Raw genomic sequence first — 18,299 nt, 5'->3', positions numbered from 1 at the left:
CCGCGACGAAGCACGAGGCGCCCGCCAGGAACATCCTTGCGGGCGCCTCACCTTGCCCCTTGACACGAGGCCACTACATATCAGTCGGTAGGCCACGAACGCAGCAGTGAGTCGAGTGCGTCGAGGGATCTGAGCCACGACGCCTCGACTCCGCGCGGGTGACTGTGGAACGCCCCGGCGCGCTCCAACGACACGTAGCCGTGAAACGTGCTGTGCAGCAACCGCACGGCGTCAGTCTGATCCGGCTCCCACAGGTCGTAGCCACGCAGGATCGCCCGCGTCATCTCGGCGTGCTTGGCGGCCGCGCTGGTCGCCGCCGTGTCCGGGTCCAGCGCCATCTGCGTCGCCGTGTACCGGCCGGGGTGCTCGTGCGCGTACGTCCGATAGGCCTGCGCGAACGCCACCAGCGCGTCCTTGCCCGAACGGCCGGCGATCGCCGCCGCGACCCGCTCCGCCAGCTCGGCCAGCGCCAGCACCGCGAGCCGCACGCGCAGGTCGTGCGCGTTGCGGATGTGCGAGTACAGCGACGCGTCCTTCACACCGAAGTGCCGGGCGAGCGCGGACACCGTCACGTTCTCGAAGCCGACCTCGTCCGCCAGCTCCGCGGCCGCCTGCGTGAGGCGCTCGGCGGTGAGCCCCGCACGTGCCATGCGTCACCCTTCCTAAGGTCCTTAATTATTTGCCTAGGACCTCTAGGCAAGCCTAGCGTCGTCGGCCATGAAGCCGCTGACCGAACCCGACATCCGCGCGTCCTTCGTCAATTCCACCAAGGGCGAGGCGAAGCGCATGCACGTGCCCAGGGATCTTGCCGAACGCCGGTGGGACGACCTGGACTTCCTCGGCTGGCGCGACCCCGCCGCCCCCGACCGCTCCTATCTGGTGATCGAGCTGGACGGCCGGCTCGTCGGCATCGCGCTGCGCCGGGCGTCGCAGGCCGGGCACGCGCGCAAGACCATGTGCGCGTGGTGCCTGACCACGCATCCCGGGGACGGGGTGTCGTTGATGACCGCGCGCAAGGCCGGGAAGTCCGGACAACTGGGCAACTCGGTCGGCGCCTACGTGTGCGCGGACCTGGCGTGCTCGCTGTACGTGCGCGGGAAGAAGAGCGCGGGGCCAGGGTCGCGGTTCAAGGAGTCGATCACGCTCGACGACCAGGTCGAGCGGATGGTCACCGGCGTGCGCGCGTTCCTCGATCGAGTGAACTCGTAGAGGTCAGAGCTCCAGCACCAGCTCGGCGGTGCACGCACGGGCGCAGGGCCACGGCTCGCCGCACTCGGTGCAGCCGGTCGCGGCGGGCAGGTGCGTGTCGAGCACGTGCACTGCGCGGCTGCGGTAATGCTCCAGATCGGACTCCCAGTTGTGGTGGGGGGCCGCGGTCGCACTGGTCATCATCATCAGTCCTCGGGTCGAGCTGCTGGACATCAGCATGCACCCGAGACGCCGGTTTGTGACGCGCATTACGCGAAACAAGACCGTGTTCCCCCAAAAAGGACAAGCCGCCACCCGCACAACCGGATCTGGACGGCCGCGCGGGGCATCATGTCCACATGGACATCCCGGCGCTGGTGGCCGCGGCCGCGCGTGGTGACCAGAGTGCGTGGGACGCCCTGGTCAGGCAGTTCAGCGGGCTGCTGTGGTCGATCGCCCGCGCCTACCGGCTCAGCGACGCCGACGCGGCCGACGCCGTGCAGTGCACCTGGATCAAGCTGGTCGAGCACCTCGACCGGATCGCCGAGCCCGAGCGGCTCGCCGGCTGGCTGTCCACCACCGCGCGGCACGAGTGCCTGCAGCTGCTGCGCAGGTCAGGCCGTCTGCCGGAACCGGCGGAGGAGATCGCCGACTCCCCCGACCCCGCGCCCGGCGTCGACCACGAACTGCTCACCAGAGAACGCGACACCGCGCTCTGGCGCGTCTTCGAGGAGCTGCCGGACCGGTGCCGGCGTCTGCTGCGGGTGCTGATGGCCTCGCCGCCGCCCGCGTACGCCGACGTCGCGCTCGCGCTGGACATGCCGGTCGGCAGCATCGGGCCCATCCGGCAGCGCTGCCTCGGCAAGCTGAAAGCGCTGGTCGGAGGCAACGAGCTGCTGGAGGAGCGGTCATGAACGACGACGACTTCCTCGACGTCCTGCGCGCGGCCGCCGACGAGTTCGACCCGGTGCCGGCGGGCGTGCTGCGCGATGCCAGCGCCGCGCTCGCACTCAGGACCCTCGACGCCGAACTGGCCGAGTTGGTCGAGGAAGAGGCGCTCGTGCGCGGCGACGGTCCGCTCACGCTGGCGTTCGAGTCCGCGCGAGTCACCGTCAGCCTGGAGATCAGCGACGACGTGGTGCGGGGGCTCGTCACCGGTGCCGAGGGCGAGGCGGTGGTGGAGACGCCGCGGTCACGCCGTGCGGTGCCCATCACCGATGGCTGGTTCATCGCGACAGAGGTGCCACCCGGTCTGGTGCGCATCCGGGTGACCACCTCGGACGGCACCCCTGTCGTCACTCAGTGGGTTCGGCGCTGAACCACGGATCGGGCAGGCCCTGTCCGGTGGTGATCAGGCTGTGCAGGCTGCCGTTGACGTAGTGCAGCCACGCCGTCGAGCACGCCCCGAAGCACTCGACGTCCGGTACGAGACCGACGTGCGTGAACCGCAGTTCGGTGCCGCCTTTGACGGCGACGATGTCGAACACGATCTCGCTGCCGGTCCACTCGGCCGGCTCCGAGACGAACGCCAGGTGGCTGTCGGTGACCTGCCAGACCACCCGGCGGCCCGGCTCCAGCGAGGCCACGCGCTGACGGCTGTAGTGCTGCGGCGGGTGCCGGTAGGTGAACTCGGCGCCCACTTCGTCGGCCCGCCCCTCGACCTCGCCCGTCCACCAGGCGCCGACGTCCAGAATCGCCGCGAACACCTCGTCCGGTGACTGCTCGACGACGTAGGAAGTCGAGTAACCGCGCGCTGTGGTCGTCATGACTGGGCCTCTCGTTGAATCCGCTCGGCAATCCGCTTGATCCGCTGCAACCGGGCGTCCCAGGACGCGCCCACGGCGGACAGCTGCGCGACCGCACGGGCCAGCTGCGCCTCGTCCACCTCGTAGCGCCGCTCACGACCGGACGGCGTCGCGTGCACCAGCCCGACGCGGTCCAGCACGAGGAGGTGCTTGGCGACCGCCTGCCGCGTGACGGGCAACCGTTCGGCGAGCGTCGTCGCCGTGCCGCCGCCGTCCGCGAGGAGCAGGTCGAGCATCCGCCGACGGGTCGGGTCGCCCACGGCCGACCACAGGTCGTCGTCGATCACGGCCGCGCGACCAGGCTGTTGGCGCGGGCCACGAGCCGCGGCAGGAAGTGGTCCCAGCCGCGCACGTGATCGGCGTAGGCCTGCTCCAGCACGGCGGCCTCCCAGCCACGTTCGCGGAAGCCGGTTTCCTTGAAGCGCAACAGGGTTCCGGTGCCGGACGGGACGAGGTCCATGGTGACGAGCAGCGAGTTGCCGTCCTCGTCGCCGACCCAGCGGAACGCGAACCGGCGGGGCGGATCGGCCTCCACGACGGTCAGCTCCTCGACCTTCGCGTCCGGCGAGCCGGGTTCGCCGAACGTGATCGTGCCCTTCGCACCGGGCACCGGATCGAGCTCGGCCTCGTCGGGCCACCACTCGCGCAGGTGCTCCGGCGAGCTGATCACCTCGTAGACCACCTCGGGAGCGGCGTCGATGCGCAGTTCGCGTTCGATGCTTCCGTACTCCATGCGACTTCTCCTCGGGTCAATGCAACCAACGGTTGCGCATCAACCTAACCGGAGCGGCGTGCTGGCGCAACCTTTGGTTGCACAACCCTGTGGAACGACGTGTATTTGCGCGCGAAGCGGCCCCTCCTCCCCTGTTACAAGGGGAACCAGGGGGAAACATGGTCTGCTTCATCCTGCCCGCGCACCTGCTGATCGAGCTGGCCGAAGCCGGCAACGTCGACATCCGCGACACCATCCCGACCCTGCTCGCCTCGGCCGTCCTGCGCACCCAGCGCGACACCCTCACCGAGGCCGTCCAGTTCCTCGATCTCAACGCCGCCCAGCTGCGCGGACCCAGCGCCGAGTTCAAGGCGGTGCACGACGTCCAGGGCGGCGACGAACGCAACCTGCCCGGCGTCATGCGCCGCAAGGAGGGCGACGGCACGGTGGGCGACCCGGCCGTCAACGACGCCTTCGACAACGCCGACAAGACCTACGACTTCTACCGCGACGTCCTCGGCCGCCACAGCGTCGACGGCAACGGCCTCAAGCTGGTGTCCACGGTGCACTTCGGCCGCGGCTTCGACAACGCCTTCTGGGACGGCACCCAGATGGTCTACGGCGACGGCAGCGGCAAGGTCTTCCAGCCCGGCGCCCTGGCCCGCGACCTCTCCGTGGTGGGCCACGAGATCACCCACGGTGTCGTCCAGTACACGGCCGGCCTGCGCTACCGGAAGCAGTCCGGCGCTTTGAACGAGTCCATGGCCGACGTCTTCGGCTCACTCGTCAAGCAGCACACGCTCGGCCAGTCCGCGGACCAGGCCGACTGGCTCGTCGGCGCGGGCATCCTCGGCACACAACTGCAGGGCGTCGCACTGCGGTCCATGAAGGACCCCGGCACGGCCCACCAGCTCGACCGCCAGCCCGCACACATGCGCTCCTACGTCGACCTGCCCGACGACGGCAACCCGCGCAACGACAACGGCGGCGTGCACATCAACTCCGGCATCCCCAACAAGGCCTTCCACCTCGTCGCGACGCGGCTGGGCGGCAACGCCTGGGACAAGGCCGGCAAGGTCTGGTACGACGCCCTCGCCACCAAGCTCCGGGTGAACTCCGACTTCGCCGAGGCGGCCTCCGCGACCGTGGCCTCCGCGCAGGCGCTGTTCGGCGCCGAGGTCGCGAACGTGGTGCGCGCGTCGTGGCACGACGTCGGCATCAGCTGACGTCGCCCAGTTCGAGGTGGATCGTGTCGCGTGAGACCGGCCCGCCGCAGTGGTGGCAGACCAGCTCGATCTCGAGCGGCTGGCCGCATGCGTGCCGCCGCACGACGGCGGGACTGTCCACCGCCCACCGGTCGCCCCACTCGGTGAGGGCGAGCATTACTGGGAACAGCTCCCGGCCTGCCTCGGTCAGGTGGTACTCGTGGCGCGGCGGGTGCTCGCTGTAGAGGCGGCGCTCCACGACCCCGGCGGCCTCGAGTTTGCGCAGCCGGTCGGCGAGGAGGTCGCGGGACGCGCCCGTGTAGCCGGCGATGCGGGCGAAGCGGTGCACGCCGTAGCCGATCTCCCGGAGAGCGAGCAGTGACCAGCGCTCGCCGAGGACCTCCAGCGCCGCCGCCATCGAGCACGGACGGACCCCGAGCGGCAGGTCGGCCATGCGCACAGGCAGCGGTTCAGTCATCCTCCCAGCCTAATCCCGGTGTGTTGTGTTTTCCAACTCACTGACCTACCGTGAACCGCAAGTCGGTTGGAAAACACAACACACTGCCACGAGGTGCAGATGATCATCCCCGGAACGAGCAGCCACTTCCTCGAGACGGCAGCGCACGGCCGGTTGCGTTATCTGAGCGGTGGCAGCGGCGCGCCCCTGGTCCTGCTGCACACCGTGCGCACCCAGGCCGAGCACTTCCGCCACCTCATCCCGTTGGTGCAGCAGCGGTACACCGTGTACGCGCTGGACCTGCCGGGAATGGGGCACTCGGAGATCGTGCCCGGCGCGTCCTACGACGAACCCGCCATGCGCGACGCCGTCAAAGCACTCGTCACGCACCTCGACCTGCACGACGTGACCCTGCTCGGCGAGTCGATGGGCGCGGTGCTCGCTCTCACCGCGGCGGCTGACCTGCCCAACCGCGTCCGGCGGGTCGTGGCGGTGAACGCCTACGACTACGCCGGCGGCATCGCCAGGTCCAGCCTGCTCGCCCGGCTGATCATCAGCGGCGTCGTCGCGCCAGGGGTGGGGCCGCTGCTCGCCCGGCTGGAACCCAAGCCCGTCATGCGCGCCGTCCTGAGCGGCGGCCTCGCCGACCCGGCCGCACTGCGCGAGGACTACCTGGACGAACTGCTCAGCGTCGGCCGCCATCCCGGCTACTCGACCGTCGCCCGCGCCGTGTACCGCAACCTGCCGAGCCTCATCGCCGCCCGCGCCCGGTACCCCGAGGTCACCGCGCCGATCCACCTCGTCTACGGGGAGCGGGACTGGTCCCGCCCGTCCGACCGGCAAGCCAACCGGCACCTGCTGCCCGACGCCGAGTTCACGCAGGTCCCGAACGCCGGCCACTTCCTCGCCCTGGAACGCCCCGACGTGCTGCTGGAGGCGGTCAAATGACCAGGCTCCCGGCCAAACTGGCCGCACACCCGTCGGTGCAGGCCGTGCTCGCACGGCGCAAGGCGAGCCCGCCGGCCGTGATCGACGCCGCCTGGCTGCGCGAACTGTGCCTCGCGGCCGGCGCGGACGACGCTGCCGTGGTCAGCCTGGACCACGCCGACCTGGCCGGCGAACGCGAGCACGTGCTGACCGCGTTGCCCGGCACCCGCGCGCTGGTCTCGATGGTGTTCCGGATGAACCGCGACAACTGCCGCTCCCCGGCCCGCAGCGTCGCGAACCAGGAGTTCCACCAGACCGACGAGCACGCCAACCACGCCGCCCGCAGCGTCACCCAGGCGCTGCAGGACGCCGGTCACCGCGCGCTCAACCCGTCGGTCGGCTTCCCGCAGGAGATGGACCGCTATCCCGGCCGGATCTGGGTGGTCGCGCACAAGACCGTCGCGGTGGCTGCCGGGCTCGGCGTCATGGGCCTGCACCGCAACGTCATCCACCCGAAGTTCGGCAGCTTCGTGCTGCTGGCCACCGTGCTGGTCGACGCGGAGGTGAGCGAATACGGCCAGGCGCTGGACTACAACCCGTGCATCGACTGCAAGTTGTGCGTTGCCGCCTGCCCGATCGGCGCTATCCGCAAGGACGGCGGTTTCGACGCGCTGGGCTGCGCGACGCACAACTACCGCGAGTTCATGAGCGGCTTCACCGACTGGGTGCAGACGGTGGCCGACAGCGCGGACGCCGCCGACTACCGCGCCAGGGTCACCGACTCCGAAAGCGCCTCCATGTGGCAGAGCCTCGCCTCGCCGCCCGGTTACAAGTCCGGCTACTGCCTGGCCGTCTGTCCCGCCGGCGAGGACGTCCTCGGCCCGTACCTCGACGACCGCAAGTCCTTCATGGACACCGTGCTGCGGCCGCTGCAGGAGAAGACGGAGACCCTCTACGTCCTGCCGGGCTCGCCCGCGCAGGAGTACGCCCAGCGCCGCTTCCCCCACAAGCCCACCAAGGAGGTCAGCGGCGGCTGGCAACCCCCGGCCAAGAAGCCTTGATCAGTCGGCGTCGATGCCACAGCCGCAACTGTCGGCGTCGACGCCGCCGCCGCCGCGAGAGCGCCGCCCGCGGCTCGGCGAATCCTCGGGAAATCCGAAGACCCCGCCACCCACGAGAGTCAACCCCAGCAGGCTCATGGCCAGCACGCCCACCACGCGTTCGGAGACATCGGTGCCGCGCCCGATCAAACTGCCCACGAAGCCGACCTGGCCTGTCGCCAACAGCACGGCGTAGACGATGAAACCCGCTCCGAACAGAACCGCGGCAACGCGGCCCGCCACTGTCCCGTTGCGCCGAGGCTGCTGAGCGGGTGGCGTCGGCGCAACGGCCGGCGCGGGTGGCGCGGGTGAGTTGAACACGTGAACGCCGTCGAGTCCGGTGACCGAGTTGGCGACAGCCTGTGCGTGCCTGGCCTCGGACCATTGGGTAGAAGAGTCGAAACGGGCGCCGCCGAACGCGGAGAGGTCGCTGGGGAGCACGGCCGCGGTGAAGTTCGTGCCGCGCAGGCTGGCGTTGCGAAAGGTGCAGGACGTCAGCCTGGCGCCGGCGAAGTTGGCTCCGTCCAGCATCGCGCCGTCGAAGCTGCCGCCGTCGACGTTGACGCCGGACAGGTCGGCCTCGGTGAGGTCGGCACGCTCGAAGCTGGTCATTTCGAACTGGTCGCGCCGGAGATCAAGTCCGGAGAGGTTGGCGCCCCTGAGGTTGGCTCCGTCGAAGTCCGGGGTTTCGATCTCAGCCCCGCGAAGGTCCGCACCGGACAGGTTCACCTTGGCGAGCTCGGCACTGCAGGCACCCCACCAGGTGATCTTGCGGAGGTCGGCGCCGCGGAGGTCTGCACCGCGCAGATCTGTTCCGTGCAAGTCGTCCATGCGAGGAAAGGTGATTCCGCGCAGGTCGGCGCCGGGGACGAGCCGCCTGCGGAAGTCATCGGCTTCCATCGGCGGAGCTAGCTCGACTTGACCAAGCGCAGCAGCTGAGTCCACTGGTGGGCCGTGAGCGGAAGCCGGACGGACGGCGACTTGCTGTCCCGGACCCCGACGCCTCGGCCCACCTCAACGCAGTTGCCGTCGCTCGCGCTGTAGCTACTCTTGCGCCACCTGGTCATCACGAGCCTCCTCACCGATGATTTCGGTGATCAGCTTCCTCGTTTGAGACTCGTCCAACGCCGTCCGTCCGAGTGACTTCACCACGGTGTCGTAGAGATCCACAGAAGGCTGATCTTCGAGAAACACGTTAGCCCCCTCGCTCTCGACGTAGACGATCGGCGGGATCTTCTTGAACTTCAGCAGGTCGAAGTCTCCTGCCAGGCCGGCGTGCGGGCCGAACGCGGTGGGAATCAGTCGAATCGTGAGGTAGGGCCGGACCGACAGGCGCAGCAGGTGGTGCAGCTGTTCCGCCATGACGCGTTCGTCGCCGACCGGAAGCCGCAGCGCCTGTTCGTGCATGAAGATCGTGACAGTCCGGTACCCGTCCAGAACCGCCTTCTGCCGGGCGGTCCGGTTCTCCACCAACGTATGCGCTTCATCCGGGGACAACGGCTTGGCGAGCGCCAGGTGTCGTGTGTATTCGGGCACCTGCAACATGCCGTGCACGACGTTCATCGACCAGCCGACGATGTTCGAGGCGATCTTCTCGTGCTCGCGCAGTGTGCGCGCTCGGTCCGTGATGCCGGACTTGGTGGGCTGCAACCAGTCCCGCACGTTCGTCTCGCGGTGCAGGGCCATCAGGTGGTCGAACTCGGCAGGTGGCGTGCGCAGCAAACCCAGCAGCTGGGCCAGGTCCACGTCCGTGGTGCCGTCCTTGCCGTTGATCAGTTCCGAGACCTTGGCCTCCTGCCAGCCCAGCAACTCGGCGGCGGCGCGGTTGGTCAGGCCGGCCGCCCGCAGCAGCGCCCGTATCGCGTCACCGAACTCGCGGCCGCGCACCGTGGATTTCCGCAAAGGCATGCAGGGACGGTAGAACCGCGCGTCCGTTTGGCTCCACCCATTGCCCGCAGATCAACCTGAAAGCATGCTGTTTGGCCGTCTTCCAAACCCACGAAGGTGTCCCCGGCAGGTGCAGGCACGTCGCGGCCGGACGCGCCACGATGGGCCGGTGACCAACGATCTGGGTGGGTTTCTGCGCAGCCGCAGGGAAAGTCTCACACCGGCCGCGGCGGGAGTGCCGCCCGGCCACACGCACCGGCGGGTTCCGGGGCTGCGCAGAGAGGAGCTGGCCGAGCTGGCCGGGGTGAGCGTCGGCTACTACACGCGTCTCGAGCAGGGTGCCAGCGCCAGTGCGTCGGCTGCGGTGATCGACGCGCTGGCGTCGGCGCTGCGTCTCGACGCTGCAGAACACGAGCACCTGCGCACGTTGGCGGCTCCGCGGCGACCGGTCCGGCCGAGGGCTCGACGCAGCCGGCTCAGGCCGTCGGTGCGGGAAATGCTTGCGGTGATGGCGGTTCCGGCGGTCGTGATCGATCATCGGGCGGACGTGCTCGCGTGGAACAGGCTGGGGCATCTGCTGCTCGCGGGCCATGTCGCGGTCGATGCACCGGACGCGCGCGTGCGGCCGAACATCGCGCGGATGCTGTTCCTCGATCCGCACCACCGGGCGTTGTACTGCGACTGGCCGGCCAAGGCGCTGGTGACCGTCGCGGCGTTACATCAGGCGGTGGCACGGCATCCAGGCGATCCGGTGCTGGCGCAGCTCGTCGGGCAGCTGGCGGTGGACAGTCCGGAGTTCGCGCGCATGTGGGCGCGGCGGCCGGTGCGGACGTGTTCGTACTACGAGCGGGAGATGGCGCATCCCGTGGTCGGGCGGATGCGGCTGGCGAACGAGACGCTGACGTTGCCGGACGACGACCAGCAGATCGGCCTGTTCTACGCGCGGGCCGGATCATCCGACGCCGATGCGCTGGCGTTGCTGGGATGAGGGCCGTCGTCGTAGGTGGAGAGGGCACGATCGGACGTCGTCTGGTGCCCGCGTTGCGCACCAACGGCCATGAGGTCTTCACGGCCGGACGCAACACAGGCGACGTGCGGGTCGACCTGACCGCGCACGAGTCGATCGAGGCGATGTACCGGCAGATCGGGGCGGTCGACGCGGTGGTGTGCGTCGCGGCGCACGGAGCGCTCGACGACTTCCGGACGCTCACGGCCGACGGACTGCACGAGAACATGCGGGCGAAGTTCTACGGCCAGGCCGACCTGGTGCTCACCGGCCAGCACCACTGCGCGGACGGGGCGTCGTTCACGCTGACGTCCGGGATCTTCGCCGACCAGCCGTGGCCCGGCGTCACCGGCGGCGGCGTGATCAGCGGTGCGCTGCACAGCTTCGTGCGGTCGGCCGCGCTCGAACTGCCGCGCGCGATGCGGGTCAACGTCGTCAGCCCCGCGCTGGTGAGCGACTCCGCGGACGAGTTCTCGGCGCTGTTCCCCGGTATGCCGGTCGTGCCGATGCACGAGTTGGTGCAGGACTACCTGACCTGCGTCGAAGAGGACGTCACAGGTCAGGTAGTCCGTGCCTACGGGCCGGCCAGCAGGACCCCGCGGGGTTGAACTGGGCGAACATGCCCGCCGGGTTGTGCTGCCACATGTGCCGGCATCGGGCCGTCGAAGCACTGCCTGAACAGGTACGGGCGGTCGCTGTCGGTGTCCAGCTTCTGGTCCTGGTCGACCGCGGCGTACTCGACGGCGACCAGCTCGCGGCCACCGGCGGGGGTCGGCTGGTAGACCAGGATCGCCGGCTTGCGGACGTCGAGCGGCGCGCCGAACAGGGCGAAGTTGACGTGGTGGCACCCCATCACGCCGGCCGGCGACTCGACGCAGTGGGCGTCCACCGGCGTGTAGCCGTCGGCGATCGCGGGTGAGAGGACGTGGTACTTCGCCGTCGCGGCGCGGGCTGCTGCCAGATCCCGGTGGACCCCGGGGTCGGTTTTGCTCAGCTGTGCTAAATTTTGCTCATGCGAGCAAAGTCGGTCACGGAGCAGGCCCGGCGGGCGCAGATCGTGCAGGCCGCGATCGCCACGATCGCGGAGCTCGACTACGCGGAGACGTCGTTCAAGGCGATCGCCGCGCGTGCCGGGCTGAGCAGCACCGGGCTGATCTCGTACCACTTCCGCAACAAGCAGGAGCTGGTGGACGTGGTGTTCGCGGACGTCCTGGAGCGCTTCCAGGCGTTCGTGACCGAGCGCATGGGGCAGCCCAGCGCCCGCGACGAGCTGGCGGCGTTTCTGCGCGCCAACGTGGCGTTCGTCCGGGAGCACCGGGCCGACATGCTCGCGTTTCTGCGCATCAGGGCGCACGCGGCGGTGACCGACGGGGGCATCGCCGACTCTGATCACGTGGCACTCGCTCAGCTGCTGCGGCTGGGGCAGCAGGCCGGCGAGTTCCGCGCGTTCGACCCGGACGTGATGGCGGTGTTCATCCTCGCGATGCGCAACGGCGTCGTGCTGCGGTCCGGGGCACTCGATCTCGACGTCTGCGAGAAGGAGCTGGTCGCGGTCGTCGAGCTGGCCACAGGGGGTTAGTCATCTTGCGTCGGGGGATCTTGTTGGCCGCACTGCTCTTCGTGAGCGCGTGCGGGAAGGGGGATGCGGTGCCGTCGAACGTGGTTTCCGTCGACACCGGGCAACTGAGGGGTGATCAGCGCGCCGGGCACCTGGTGTTCCAGGGGGTTCCGTACGCCTCGGCGCAGCGGTGGCAGCCGCCGGCCAGGGCGGCCGCGTGGAGCGGCGTGCGGGACGTGCTGAAGCCGGGCAGCCCGTGTCCGCAGGTCGGCTCCAGCTACTCGGCGACGAAGAGCACCGACGAGGACTGCCTGTTCCTGAACGTCACCACGCCGTCGGTCACTGGCCGCAAGCCGGTGATGGTGTGGGTTCACGGCGACGGGGCGATCGGGGCCGGGCACTACTTCAACGCGGAACGTCTTGCGCGGCAAGGGGATGTCGTCGTGGTGACGCTCAACTACCGGATGGGCGTGTTCGGCGGGTTCGGCCTGCCGGGGCTCGCGGACTCCGGGGAGTTCGGGCTGCTCGACCAGCGCGCGGCGCTGGAGTGGGTGCAGCGCAACATCTCCGCGTTCGGCGGGGATCCGGGGAACGTGACGTTGTTCGGGGTGTCGTTCGGCGCCACGGCCGTCAGCGCGCACCTCATCGGGCAGTCGCGGCTGTTCCACCGGGCGATCATGCACAGCTCCTTCACGCTGGTGGACGTCCCGAAGGGGGCCTGGTACCCGGACCTGGAGGCGTTGCCGTCGCTCGCGTGGCGGCCGGTCGCGGAGATCCAGGAGATCGGCGCGATGATCACGCGTGAGCTGGGGTGCGCGGACGTCGAGTGCCTGCGGCAGCTGCCGGTCGCCAAGCTGCTGGAGCATCCGCAGATCATGAACATCTTCCAGCCGGTCGGGTACGGCGGTTCGCTGCTGCCTCGGCCGCCCGCCGAGTCACTGGAGGCGGGCGAGTTCGCCGACGTGCCGATTCTCGCTGGAGCGACCCGGGACGAGCACACCAGCTTCGTCGAGCTGTTCCGTCCGGAGCCGATGTCCACTGAGGACTACTCGCGGCTGGTGCGGGAGGCGTTTCCCGATCGCGCGGCCGAGATCGAGCGCGAGTACCCGGCCGGCTCGTTCGCATCGCCGAAGGAGGCCTGGGCAAGGGTGCTGACGGATCGCGTGTGGGCGCGGGCGACGTTCCGGCAGAACACCCTGTACGCCGCGAAGGCGCCGGTGTACGCGTTCGAGTTCGCTGCCCGCGATGCCCGCCACTCGGCCGACATCGACTACCTGTTCCCGGACGACGACTTCGCGCACGACCGCGGCCTGTCCGACCACATGATCAAGACCTGGACGGACTTCGCTCGTGGTGGCTCGCCGGGGTGGCCGCGGTTCGCCGAGGGGCAGTACGTGCAGTCGCTGGCACCCGGCGCGATCGGGCGGGTCGACTACGCGGCCGAGCACAAGCTGGGGTTCTGGAACTAGCACCCGCGGCGAATCGCTACGCTGGATCACGTGTCCGGCACCCGCAGCTCGCGAACCCGCGCGTACCTCGCGCGGGTTTTCGCCGTGCTCGCGCTGGTGGCCGGGGTCGCGATGATGCAGGGCACCCCGTGTGAGACGGAGTTCGCCTGGACCGCGCAATGCCCCACGTCGAGCACCCACGCGGTCGTCCACTCCGACCAGGCCGACGACGGCGGGCTGCTCGAGGGCGTCCTCGTCGCGGGTGCCTGTCTAGTGGTGGCGCTGGCGGTGCTGATCGGGTTCGCCGTGCTGCGGCGGTCCGGGTCCGTGCTCGTGCGCCTGGTGCCGTCGCCTGTGTGGTCTCGTCCTTCACGTCGGCTGGAAGTGCGGCTGGCGCAGCTCTGCGTGCTGCGCACATAGACCGCTTTCGCGGTCTTCAGTCCCTTTCCCGCTTTCGTGGAGGTTTCGTCATGTCCAAAAACGCTCGGCTGTCCCTGGTCATCGTCGCCGTCGTCGCTGTGGTGGTCGCCGGTTTCCTGCTGTTCAACCGCAACGACACGACCGCCGCACCGCAGTCTTCCGGCGGCAAGGTGTCCGTCGTCGAGTACCTCGACCTGGAGTGCCCGTCCTGCCGCGCCGCCCACCCCGGCGTGGAGAAGCTCAAGGGCGAGTACGGCGACCGGGTCACGTTCACCATCAAGCACTTCCCCATCCCCAGCCACCGCAACGCCGAGCTGGCCGCCGTCGCGGTCGAGGCCGCCGGTGCGCAGGGCAAGCGGGACGAGATGTTCAAGCTGATGTTCTCCGCGCAGCAGGAGTGGGGCGGCCAGCAGACGTCGCAGCGGGCCGCGTTCGTCGGGTTCGCGCAGCAGCTCGGCCTCGACCCGGCCGCGTTCGAGAAGGCGCTGGACGCCCCGGCGCTGCGCGATCAGGTGCTGGCGTCACGCACCGAGGGCGCGAAGCTCGGGGTGACGGGCACGCCGACCTTCTTCATCAACGGCACCAAGTTCACCGGCGCGCCCACCTACGACGCGCTCAAGTCCGCGATCGACAAGGAGCTTTCGTGAGGCCCGTGCCGTGGGTGCTGGCGATCGGCGGGTTCATCGGCCTGATCGCCTCGTTCGTGCTGACGGTCGAGAAGATCGCGCTGCTCAAGAACCCGTTCTACGTGCCGACGTGCAGCATCAACCCGGTGCTGAGCTGCGGCTCGATCATGAAGACCACCCAGGCCGAGGTGTTCGGGTTCCCGAACCCGCTGCTCGGCCTCGTGGGCTTCGCGGTCGTGACCACGCTGGGCGTCCTGCTGCTGGCGGGCGTCTCGCTGCCGTCGTGGGTGTGGATCGGGCTGCAGGTCGGCGTGACGTTCGGCGTGCTGTTCGTGCACTGGCTGATCTTCCAGTCGCTGTACGAGATCGGCGCGCTCTGCCCGTACTGCATGGTCGTGTGGGCGGTGACGATCCCGATCTTCTGGTACACGACGCTGCGCAACATCCGGCCGACCTTCCAGTACCACAGCGTCGTGCTGATCCTGTGGTACCTGGTGATCGCGGGCGGGGTGCTGCAGGCGTTCTGGTTCTACTGGTCCACTTTGGTCTAGCAACAGTGGTCGCCGCGCCAGGCCTCTCGCCCTTCCCGGACGGCCACCGCGGCGATCACCAGTGCTGCCAACGGGTCGGCCCACCACCAGCCGAACAGGCTGTTGACGCCGAGCCCGACGAGCAGCACCGCGGACAGATAGGTGCACAGCAGCGTCTGCTTCGAGTCGGCCACGGCGCTCGCGGACCCGAGCTCGCGGCCGGCTCGGCGCTGCGCGTAGCTCAGTCCGGGCATGACCAGCAACGAGACCGCCGCCAGCACGATGCCGACGGTCGAGTGCTCGGCGCGGTCCTGGGTGATGAGCGCGGCGGCCGACTCGAAGGTCACGTAGGCGGCGAGTGCGAAGAACGACACCGCGATCACCCTGAGCGCGGTGCGTTCTCGTGCTTCGGGGTCTGCGCCGGAGAACTGCCACGCGACCGCCGCCGCCGACGCCACCTCGATGACCGAGTCGAGGCCGAACCCGATCAACGCGGTCGAGTCGGCTGCCGTGCCGGCGGCGAGCGCGATGACCGCTTCGATGACGTTGTAGGTGATCGTCGCGGCGACCAGCAGCCGGACTCGCCTGGTCAGGACCGCTCGCCGGGTGTCAGTCATCGACGCACTCCGGCTGCGGGTCGACGGCGAGCACGACGTCGGCGAGTTCGCTGAGGGCGTTGGTGAGGCGTTGGTCTGCCAGTTCGTAGCGGACCTGGCGACCCTGATACGTGGCGACGACGAGGCCGCAGCCGCGCAGACAGGACAGGTGGTTGGAGACGTTCGGCCTGGTCAGCTGCAGTTTCTCGGCCAGCTGCGCCGGGTAGCCCGGCCCGTCGAGCAACGCCACCAGGATGCGGCAGCGGGTCGGGTCGGCCAGCGCCTTGCCCAGCCTGGCCAAAGCGGTTTCACGGGTCTCACAGGTCAGCACTCGCTGAACTATACAGCCAGCGCTGTCAGAATGGCATGCGCCTTCTCCTCGGTGAACACGCCGCTGTCGAGCAGGGAGAGCACGGAGAGGACGCCACCGCTCGAACCCCAGCTGCCTTCGTCGATCACCCGGAAGTTGACCCACCAGGCCGGTGCCGGCTGGTCGAGCCCGCAGGCGTCGGCCAGTGCGGCGAGGACGCGTTCGACGACCTGGGTGCGGACCTCCTGGCGCCAGTCGGCGTCCATGACCGCCACGTCGATCACCATGACGTCGAGGCCGGGCACGTCGGCCAGCAGCCGGCCGCCGATGGCCATCATGTCCGGCTCGCGCTCGACGAAGTGCACCTGGAAGCCGGTGCGGGCGGCCGGGACGAACTGGCCGATCTCGGGCACCAGGACGGCGTCCGTCAGCGTCTCGGCGAGGGTGCGCCGCTGTTCGCGGGTCAGGCGGTCCTTCGCGGTGTTCACGGTGATGACGGTCAAGGCTTGCTCCCCAGGGGTTCGCGGTGGACGACGACCTTCGTCGTCTTGGCGGCGTAGGCGGCCGGGGCGTCTTCCCAAGGTGCGAGGAGGGTGGTGACGCGTTCGGCGGGGAAGCCGGTGCGGTCGACGAAATCGAGCAGGTCGGGCAGCACGGCACGGCTGTGGGAGACGCCGAGGCGAAGCGTCGCGTCGGTGGCGTACATGTGCATCAGCGGCACGCGGGTGCCGGTGCCGAGGTAGTAGCCGACTGCGGCGCACACGCCGCCCGGCGCGAGTGCACGGAGAGCGCGGCGGAGCCCGGCTGAGCGTGAGGTGGCTTCCACGACCACGTCGTAACGGCCGTTGGCATGCGTTCGTGCGCCGAAGGATTCCGCGATGGCGCGGCGTTCGGCGCCGTGGTCGAGGTAGTCCACAGTGGACGCACCGTGCGCGATCGCGAGTCCGGCCGCGTAAAGCCCGATGCTCTTGGCGCCGCCACCGAGCACGAGCACCGAACCGCCTTCACGGACGGCCAGCGGTGGCACGACCGCGCGCCAGGCGTCTGCGAGGTTGTCGCTCGCCGCGGCAACCCGGTGCGCAGGGATGTCGTCGGGCACCGGGACGAGCATGTGCGCGGCGAACGGCACCCGCAGCCGGTCGGTGATCATGCCGCCCCACGGTCCGCTGGCCGGCCCGAACCCGTAGGCGGCCAGGACGCCGTCGCCCGCAGTGGTGGCGCACTTGGCGGTCAGGCCACGCAGGCACGGTCCGCAGGTGCCGCAGGACACCGCCCACGGGACGATCACCCGCTGGCCGACGCGCAGGCCGGTCACCGCCGAGCCGAGTTCCAGGACCTCGGCGACGCATTCGTGCCCGATGGCGAACGGGCCGCGGAACGGGACGGTGCCGCAGATGGCGCCGACGACCGGGTCGACCAGGCCCAGCGCCATCCCCGCCTGCAGAGCACGGGACACCGGCCGGTGGATCGGCAGCGTGTCGCCGTCGCAGCGCGCCGCGACGAAGGGCCGCACGATCGCGTCGCCGGGGTCGACCAGCGCCGGTCGGTCGCGCTCGTGCCAGGCCAGCCGGCCTGCCCGTTCGAACCGCAGCTCACGCACTCGTCCTGCCTCTCCTCTGCGGTTATAACACTCGTTATAACCGCAGAGGCGGACCTTACAGCATGGCCTTCGGGCCGAGGACGTTCAGCAGAGCCAGCGCCTCCGCTCCGGGAGAGCCGGCCGGCGCGCTGTAGAGCACCAGGTGCTGGTCGCTGTCGGTGAGCGCGAGCGAGTCGCAGTCGACGGTGACGTCCCCGACGACTGGGTGGCGGAACGTCTTCGTGAGCGTCGGCGCCGCCTGCACGTCGTGCCGTTCCCACAGCCGGGCGAAGTCGGGGCTGGCGTGCAGTTCCTCGACGAGCCCGGTCAGCGCGGGGTCTTCCGGATAGCGGGCGAGGGTGGCGCGGAGCTGCATCACGACGTGGAGGCGGAACTCGGCGGCGTCGTCGATCCCGTACAGCGGTGTGTCTTGCCGTCCCAGGAACGCCCGGCGGGCGAGGTTGCGGTCCTCGGGGGCGAGCGCGGCGAAGTCCTCCATGAGCGCGGCCGCGAGGTCGTTCCACGCGAGCACCTCGAACGCGGCGGAGACCACGAACCCGGCGGTCTGCGGCAGCCGTTCGAGCAGCGCGAGGATGCTCGGGCGGACGTCGCGCCGCAGGGTCTTGGGGCGGGCCGGTGCCGCACCCGCGAGCGTGTGGAGGTGGTCCGACTCGGCGTCGGTGAGCCGCAGCGCGCCCGCCAGCCCGGCGACCACGTCGCCAGACGGCCACGGCGCCCTGCCCTGCTCCAGCCGCACGTAGTACTCGGTGGAGATGTGCGCGAGGACGGCGACCTCCTCGCGGCGCAGACCCGGCGTCCGGCGGCGCGGGCCGGACGGCAGGCCGACGTCCTGTGGCCGAAGCCGTTCGCGGCGGCTGCGGAGGAACGCGGCGAGCTCCTGCTTGCTCATACCCCGAGTCTGCCCGTTCGGCGGCGGCGGATCCT

Annotated in this window: 28 protein-coding genes; 13 read left to right on the top strand and 15 right to left on the bottom strand. The window is 69.9% G+C overall.

Translation table 11 applies throughout. The features are described 5' to 3' along the window. Positions 1 to 80: 80 nt before the first annotated feature. On the bottom strand, positions 81 to 650 hold the full coding sequence (locus tag DI276_RS26900) for a TetR/AcrR family transcriptional regulator (protein WP_112268230.1): 570 nt from the start codon (positions 648 to 650) through the stop codon (positions 81 to 83). Between the two features lie 67 nt (positions 651 to 717). Here DI276_RS26900 and DI276_RS26895 point away from each other — a divergent pair, with 67 nt between their 5' ends. Continuing rightward, entirely contained in the window at positions 718 to 1,209 is a 492-nt protein-coding gene (locus DI276_RS26895) for an FBP domain-containing protein (protein WP_112268227.1), read from the top strand. Positions 1,210 to 1,212: 3 nt separating this feature from the next. On the opposite strand, the gene DI276_RS26890 is transcribed toward DI276_RS26895, so the two are convergent. After that, positions 1,213 to 1,422, bottom strand: coding sequence for a hypothetical protein (locus DI276_RS26890; RefSeq protein WP_157984963.1), 210 nt, complete (start codon positions 1,420 to 1,422; stop codon positions 1,213 to 1,215). A 125-nt stretch (positions 1,423 to 1,547) separates the two neighbouring features. Here DI276_RS26890 and DI276_RS26885 point away from each other — a divergent pair, with 125 nt between their 5' ends. Then, positions 1,548 to 2,102, top strand: coding sequence for an RNA polymerase sigma factor (locus DI276_RS26885; protein WP_112268223.1), 555 nt, complete (start codon positions 1,548 to 1,550; stop codon positions 2,100 to 2,102). Then, positions 2,099 to 2,506, top strand: a complete 408-nt coding sequence (locus DI276_RS26880; RefSeq protein WP_112268221.1) for a hypothetical protein — start codon at positions 2,099 to 2,101, stop codon at positions 2,504 to 2,506. The genes DI276_RS26885 and DI276_RS26880 overlap by 4 nt, the downstream gene beginning before the upstream one ends. Here DI276_RS26880 and DI276_RS26875 read toward each other — a convergent pair. The 3 genes from DI276_RS26875 to DI276_RS26865 are packed head-to-tail and all read right to left on the bottom strand — an operon-like array spanning position 2,484 to position 3,726. Next, positions 2,484 to 2,954: an SRPBCC family protein gene (locus DI276_RS26875; protein WP_112268219.1), complete on the bottom strand. Its 471-nt coding sequence runs from the start codon at positions 2,952 to 2,954 to the stop codon at positions 2,484 to 2,486. The genes DI276_RS26880 and DI276_RS26875 overlap by 23 nt on opposite strands. Beyond that, positions 2,951 to 3,280, bottom strand: a complete 330-nt coding sequence (locus DI276_RS26870; RefSeq protein ID WP_232836937.1) for an ArsR/SmtB family transcription factor — start codon at positions 3,278 to 3,280, stop codon at positions 2,951 to 2,953. The genes DI276_RS26875 and DI276_RS26870 overlap by 4 nt, the downstream gene beginning before the upstream one ends. Next, entirely contained in the window at positions 3,277 to 3,726 is a 450-nt protein-coding gene (locus tag DI276_RS26865; protein ID WP_112268217.1) for an SRPBCC domain-containing protein, read from the bottom strand. The genes DI276_RS26870 and DI276_RS26865 overlap by 4 nt, the downstream gene beginning before the upstream one ends. Positions 3,727 to 3,884: 158 nt before the next feature. On the opposite strand from DI276_RS26865, the gene DI276_RS26860 reads away from it, so the two are divergent. After that, a complete protein-coding gene (locus DI276_RS26860; RefSeq protein ID WP_112268215.1) occupies positions 3,885 to 4,931 on the top strand; it encodes a M4 family metallopeptidase in 1,047 nt (348 codons plus the stop codon). Here DI276_RS26860 and DI276_RS26855 read toward each other — a convergent pair. Beyond that, positions 4,924 to 5,388 (bottom strand): winged helix-turn-helix transcriptional regulator, encoded by a 465-nt coding sequence (locus tag DI276_RS26855; protein WP_112268213.1) that lies wholly within the window; start codon positions 5,386 to 5,388, stop codon positions 4,924 to 4,926. The genes DI276_RS26860 and DI276_RS26855 overlap by 8 nt on opposite strands. A gap of 99 nt (positions 5,389 to 5,487) precedes the next feature. Between DI276_RS26855 and DI276_RS26850 the strand changes: the two genes are divergently transcribed. Continuing rightward, complete coding sequence (locus DI276_RS26850; protein WP_112268211.1) at positions 5,488 to 6,315, top strand: alpha/beta fold hydrolase; 828 nt, start codon at positions 5,488 to 5,490, stop codon at positions 6,313 to 6,315. Next, positions 6,312 to 7,355, top strand: coding sequence for a 4Fe-4S binding protein (locus tag DI276_RS26845; RefSeq protein WP_112268209.1), 1,044 nt, complete (start codon positions 6,312 to 6,314; stop codon positions 7,353 to 7,355). The genes DI276_RS26850 and DI276_RS26845 overlap by 4 nt, the downstream gene beginning before the upstream one ends. Here the strand turns inward: DI276_RS26845 and DI276_RS26840 are convergent, their stop codons facing one another. The 3 genes from DI276_RS26840 to DI276_RS26830 form a co-directional block, all read right to left on the bottom strand. Continuing rightward, positions 7,356 to 8,225: a pentapeptide repeat-containing protein gene (locus DI276_RS26840; RefSeq protein ID WP_232836936.1), complete on the bottom strand. Its 870-nt coding sequence runs from the start codon at positions 8,223 to 8,225 to the stop codon at positions 7,356 to 7,358. 77 nt (positions 8,226 to 8,302) lie between these two features. Continuing rightward, on the bottom strand, positions 8,303 to 8,461 hold the full coding sequence (locus DI276_RS26835; protein WP_112268205.1) for a DUF397 domain-containing protein: 159 nt from the start codon (positions 8,459 to 8,461) through the stop codon (positions 8,303 to 8,305). Further along, positions 8,439 to 9,302, bottom strand: a complete 864-nt coding sequence (locus DI276_RS26830; protein ID WP_112268203.1) for a helix-turn-helix domain-containing protein — start codon at positions 9,300 to 9,302, stop codon at positions 8,439 to 8,441. Before DI276_RS26830 ends, DI276_RS26835 begins: the two co-directional genes overlap by 23 nt. Positions 9,303 to 9,450: 148 nt before the next feature. Here DI276_RS26830 and DI276_RS26825 point away from each other — a divergent pair, with 148 nt between their 5' ends. Beyond that, positions 9,451 to 10,269, top strand: a complete 819-nt coding sequence (locus DI276_RS26825; protein ID WP_232836935.1) for a helix-turn-helix transcriptional regulator — start codon at positions 9,451 to 9,453, stop codon at positions 10,267 to 10,269. After that, positions 10,266 to 10,895, top strand: a complete 630-nt coding sequence (locus DI276_RS26820; RefSeq protein WP_112268199.1) for a short chain dehydrogenase — start codon at positions 10,266 to 10,268, stop codon at positions 10,893 to 10,895. The genes DI276_RS26825 and DI276_RS26820 overlap by 4 nt, the downstream gene beginning before the upstream one ends. Here the strand turns inward: DI276_RS26820 and DI276_RS26815 are convergent. Continuing rightward, positions 10,862 to 11,176, bottom strand: coding sequence for a hypothetical protein (locus DI276_RS26815; RefSeq protein ID WP_112268197.1), 315 nt, complete (start codon positions 11,174 to 11,176; stop codon positions 10,862 to 10,864). The genes DI276_RS26820 and DI276_RS26815 overlap by 34 nt on opposite strands. A gap of 123 nt (positions 11,177 to 11,299) precedes the next feature. Between DI276_RS26815 and DI276_RS26810 the strand changes: the two genes are divergently transcribed. The 5 genes from DI276_RS26810 to DI276_RS26790 are packed head-to-tail and all read left to right on the top strand — an operon-like array spanning position 11,300 to position 14,890. Then, positions 11,300 to 11,866, top strand: a complete 567-nt coding sequence (locus DI276_RS26810) for a TetR/AcrR family transcriptional regulator (protein ID WP_157984962.1) — start codon at positions 11,300 to 11,302, stop codon at positions 11,864 to 11,866. Between the two features lie 5 nt (positions 11,867 to 11,871). Then, on the top strand, positions 11,872 to 13,314 hold the full coding sequence (locus DI276_RS26805; RefSeq protein ID WP_112268193.1) for a carboxylesterase/lipase family protein: 1,443 nt from the start codon (positions 11,872 to 11,874) through the stop codon (positions 13,312 to 13,314). 30 nt (positions 13,315 to 13,344) lie between these two features. Then, entirely contained in the window at positions 13,345 to 13,713 is a 369-nt protein-coding gene (locus DI276_RS26800) for a hypothetical protein (RefSeq protein ID WP_112268191.1), read from the top strand. Positions 13,714 to 13,763: 50 nt separating this feature from the next. Continuing rightward, on the top strand, positions 13,764 to 14,360 hold the full coding sequence (locus DI276_RS26795) for a DsbA family protein (protein WP_112268189.1): 597 nt from the start codon (positions 13,764 to 13,766) through the stop codon (positions 14,358 to 14,360). Then, positions 14,357 to 14,890, top strand: a complete 534-nt coding sequence (locus DI276_RS26790; protein WP_112268186.1) for a vitamin K epoxide reductase family protein — start codon at positions 14,357 to 14,359, stop codon at positions 14,888 to 14,890. Before DI276_RS26795 ends, DI276_RS26790 begins: the two co-directional genes overlap by 4 nt. On the opposite strand, the gene DI276_RS26785 is transcribed toward DI276_RS26790, so the two are convergent. From DI276_RS26785 to DI276_RS26765, 5 genes are read right to left on the bottom strand one after another with little or no spacing between them, the layout of a single operon-like run. Next, positions 14,887 to 15,486, bottom strand: coding sequence for a cation transporter (locus DI276_RS26785; RefSeq protein WP_112268184.1), 600 nt, complete (start codon positions 15,484 to 15,486; stop codon positions 14,887 to 14,889). The two genes, DI276_RS26790 and DI276_RS26785, sit on opposite strands and share 4 nt — an antisense overlap. Then, positions 15,479 to 15,796: a Cd(II)/Pb(II)-sensing metalloregulatory transcriptional regulator CmtR gene (gene cmtR / locus DI276_RS26780; protein ID WP_112268182.1), complete on the bottom strand. Its 318-nt coding sequence runs from the start codon at positions 15,794 to 15,796 to the stop codon at positions 15,479 to 15,481. The genes DI276_RS26785 and cmtR overlap by 8 nt, the downstream gene beginning before the upstream one ends. Positions 15,797 to 15,804: 8 nt before the next feature. Further along, a complete protein-coding gene (locus DI276_RS26775; RefSeq protein WP_112268180.1) occupies positions 15,805 to 16,278 on the bottom strand; it encodes a tautomerase family protein in 474 nt (157 codons plus the stop codon). Then, positions 16,275 to 17,375, bottom strand: coding sequence for a zinc-dependent alcohol dehydrogenase (locus tag DI276_RS26770; protein WP_112268178.1), 1,101 nt, complete (start codon positions 17,373 to 17,375; stop codon positions 16,275 to 16,277). The genes DI276_RS26775 and DI276_RS26770 overlap by 4 nt, the downstream gene beginning before the upstream one ends. Before the next feature lie 55 nt (positions 17,376 to 17,430). Beyond that, on the bottom strand, positions 17,431 to 18,264 hold the full coding sequence (locus DI276_RS26765) for a helix-turn-helix transcriptional regulator (protein WP_112268176.1): 834 nt from the start codon (positions 18,262 to 18,264) through the stop codon (positions 17,431 to 17,433). Positions 18,265 to 18,299 lie beyond the last annotated feature (35 nt).

Origin of the sequence: Lentzea terrae (assembly GCF_003265345.1) — a bacterium.
Classification (GTDB): Bacteria; Actinomycetota; Actinomycetes; order Mycobacteriales; family Pseudonocardiaceae; genus Lentzea; species Lentzea terrae.
The sequence above is the reverse complement of the archived record's forward strand: the minus strand, read 5'-3'. Positions and strand labels throughout refer to the sequence as shown.